2 protein-coding genes are annotated in these 3,539 nt (G+C 45.2%); both read left to right on the forward strand.

The features are described 5' to 3' along the window. The first annotated feature begins 225 nt into the window (after positions 1–225). Positions 226–1,278, forward strand: coding sequence for a DUF1702 family protein (locus O9332_RS03205; protein ID WP_288023601.1), 1,053 nt, complete (start codon positions 226–228; stop codon positions 1,276–1,278). A 51-nt stretch (positions 1,279–1,329) separates the two neighbouring features. After that, positions 1,330–3,228: a CRTAC1 family protein gene (locus tag O9332_RS03210; RefSeq protein WP_002762587.1), complete on the forward strand. Its 1,899-nt coding sequence runs from the start codon at positions 1,330–1,332 to the stop codon at positions 3,226–3,228. Positions 3,229–3,539 lie beyond the last annotated feature (311 nt).

Raw genomic sequence — 3,539 nt, forward strand, 5'->3', positions numbered from 1 at the left:
GTGTCAGTCTGTAGAGCGACCATAAGACCAGAACAGAGTAAATCTGTTAAGGCAGGTGCGAAAAATCCTTCGGGAAAGAAGCAGAAACCCAAATCGTGAGGTTTGGGAATCACCGTCCGTTTACGGCGGTGAGGATGTCAACAAATAAACTTTGTTTAAGGTAACATGAGGTCATATCTTCGGCCTCCCATCAAGGGTTGTCAACTTTGTCAACTTTTTTTAACAATGGCATCTAATTTCTCAGGCACACCCTTCGAGCATCCTGCTGTCAATTTTGATCACAAATTTTCTCCTAGGCAGGTAAATCGTTTTCCACAACGATTGTTGCTCCTTTCACCCCAAGCGGCAACCTTTAATCAGCGTGGATTCATCTGTGATCCGCAAAGCCGCAGCCCGGCTGTTCAGCCTCAAAAACAGATATATTTGGAAACGATCGGGCAAACTTTTATCTATGGCTATAATGCAGCAATTATGGCTCATTCTCTCACGGACTTGTTTCCTCTTCTTGAAGGTGTCACGCTCAATTTGAGAGGATTTGCTTATGAAGGGGCAGCGATGGCTTTATCTTTGCTAGATTGTTTAACCCTGGGTAAGCGCAATCGCTTTGAGCATTTTTTAGCAAACGAGGGGAAAAAGCATATTTACATGGCCTATGTAGGGAAAGGATGGCAATTAGCCCGTATTCCTTTTTCTTTGCGCTTTTATCTCCAAAAATTAGAACATTCTGCCCAACATTTTCCAGATTCCCTATTAGGTTGGTTAGCCCTTGACGGCTATGGATTTCATCAAGGATACTTTGCCTGGCCTAAGTATATCCGAGAGAGAAAGTCTCCTCAAGAATTATCGGGTTATGCGCGTCTTGTTTTTGCTCAAGGGTTAGGGCGCAGTCTTTGGTTTGTGAAAGGGGCAAATATTCCCGAAATTGCCGATCAGATCCAAAAATTCGACCCGCTGCTTCAACCCCATTTATGGAGTGGGATCGGCTTGGCTTGCACTTATGCGGGGGGAGTGTCTCCCGAAGAAATTCAACATTTAAAACAGCTTGCTGAACCTTATAGAGCAGAATTAGCCCAGGGAGCAGCTTTTGCCGCAAAAGCACGTTTACTAGCCGAAAACTGCCAGGAAAATACCGAAATAGCCTGTCAAATTTTGTGTGGAATGGCTATTACTGAAACAGCCAAGATCACTGATGATACCCTCATCGGCTTAGATTACCACGACCAAATCCCTGCCTATGAACAATGGCGACAAGCCATCCAAAGTCATTTTCGCACCTAATCCCCTCAACTGTCTTAAGCTTAGATTGAATGTAGTTACTTCTTTGAAACCATGAATCGTTTGGAAAAATTCATCCGAGGCCATAGTAAGTCTATCTTGGCATTGGGGCTAATTTTAGTCTTATTCTCTGTTTCCCGTCTCCCCGCCCTATCAATGGCCGAAAGAGATGCGATCGCTTCTCGCTTTGCCTTTACTCGTTTTCCCTTACCTGAATTAGAAAATCAACCCTATCAAGTAGAAAGACCGACAAATCCCAGTTTAAGCCGTCATTCGGCCTGGATTTCGGCAGTTGGGGCGGCAGTTGCCCTGGGGGATTTCGATGGAGATGGCTTGGATAATGATCTCTGTCATGTAGAAACCCAAAGTAATCAGGTGATTATCTCGCCTGTTCCGGGTACGGGCAATCGTTATCAGCCCTTCACCCTGAATGTCACCGATTTTGACTATAACGACCAAACCATGGCCCCCATGGGATGTATTCCCAGTGATCTCAATGAAGATGGACTCAGGGATCTATTGGTGTATTATTGGGGACGAACACCGATCGCTTTTATCAGGCAAGATCAAGGTTATCTTCAGCAGCAAATCAGCCAAAAAAGGGAAAAATGGTACACCAACGCGGCAACCTTCTCGGATTTAGATGGGGACGGACACCCAGACTTAATCATTGGCAATTACTTCCCAGATAATGCCGAGATTTTGGATGTCAATTCCCAGAAAATCGAGAAAATGCAAGATTCGATGACCCGTGCTTATAATGGCGGTAAAAATCGAGTTTTCTTGTGGTCCGATGCCTCTACCACTGGAGTGACTTATCAAGAAGTCCAAGATGCTTTTGAGGAGAAAATTGCTCATGGTTGGACATTGGCCGTCGGAACAGCCGATTTAGACGGGGATTTATTGCCAGAGATTTATTTTGCCAATGATTTCGGACCCGATCGCCTCTTACATAATCGTTCTACTAGAGGACATCTCCAATTTGCCTTACTGGAAGGGCAAAAAGGTTTAACGACACCTAATTCTAAGGTACTGGGCCATGATGGCTTTAAGGGAATGGGGGTAGATTTCGGAGATATTAACCATGATGGACTCCTAGACATCTATGTGAGTAATATTGCTTCGGAATACGCCCTAGAGGAAAGTCATTTTCTCTTTACCAGTACGGGAGAAACGGAGAAAATGTCCCGAGGAATCGCCCCTTATGTCGATAAAAGCGAACCCCTGGGAGTCTCTCGTAGTGGCTGGAGTTGGGAAACAAAATTCGGCGATTTTGATAATGATGGGGAGTTAGAAGCGTTGCAAGCCACAGGATTTCGTAAAGGTGACATCAATCGTTGGCCGGAATTACATGAGTTAGCCATGAGTAATGATCAAGTCCTGAAAATCCCCAATAGTTGGTTTCATTTCCAAGATGGAGACGATTTAAGTGGTCATCAACATAATCCCTTTTTTGTGCGGGGTAAAGATGGACGTTACTATGATTTGGCATCGCAATTAAGCTTAGATGATCCCTCTGTCACCAGAGGAATTGCCACCGCCGATGTGGATGGAGATGGGGATTTAGACTTTGTAGTGGCAAATCAGTGGGAAACCTCTTATTTTTACCGCAATGATAGTCCAAATATCGGTCAATCTCTGGAATTAGAGCTTTTAAACCCTGCGCTCTCCCCTAATCCCTCTTCAGAAAAAGGGAAAATGGGTATCCCCGCAATTGGCGCAGCGGTTAAGGTGTCTCTACCTGATGGCAGTCAGCTGGTGGCGCAGGTAGATGGGGGCAATGGTCATTCTGGCGTGAGAAGTCCAGTATTACACTTTGGTTTAGGCAAAATTGACCCTAATACCGCTTTACCCGTTGACATTCAATGGCGTAACCACAAGGGAGAAATTAAGCAAACCCAGTTATTATTAACATCGGGTAAACAGACAATTTTGCTAGAGCAATCGGTTTAAAATCATTCTGTAAAGGGCCTAAGGTTTGCGCCCTTTATCGTTAGGTATGACGGGGACTGACCTCCCGATCCTTATTTAGCTCCGTCCGCCGCCTGGCAGTCGGTGGACGTTAAGTTAAAATGCTTGTGGATTCGGTCTGACGGGGGCATAATTTTCCGATTGTGTCTAGTTAGGGTCTGCTGAAAAAGTTTTTCGGTGGTGGCAGGGTGTGGGGTGTGGGGTGTGGGGTGTGGGGTTTTACCGGTTTTGAGGGGGCCAATTACCTAATTTTCAGGGAAAAAGTCCAGGAATTTTCCCCCTGATCACTCCCA

The organism is Microcystis sp. LE19-10.1B, from assembly GCF_027530565.1.
In the GTDB taxonomy this organism is placed as follows: Bacteria; Cyanobacteriota; Cyanobacteriia; order Cyanobacteriales; family Microcystaceae; genus Microcystis; species Microcystis aeruginosa.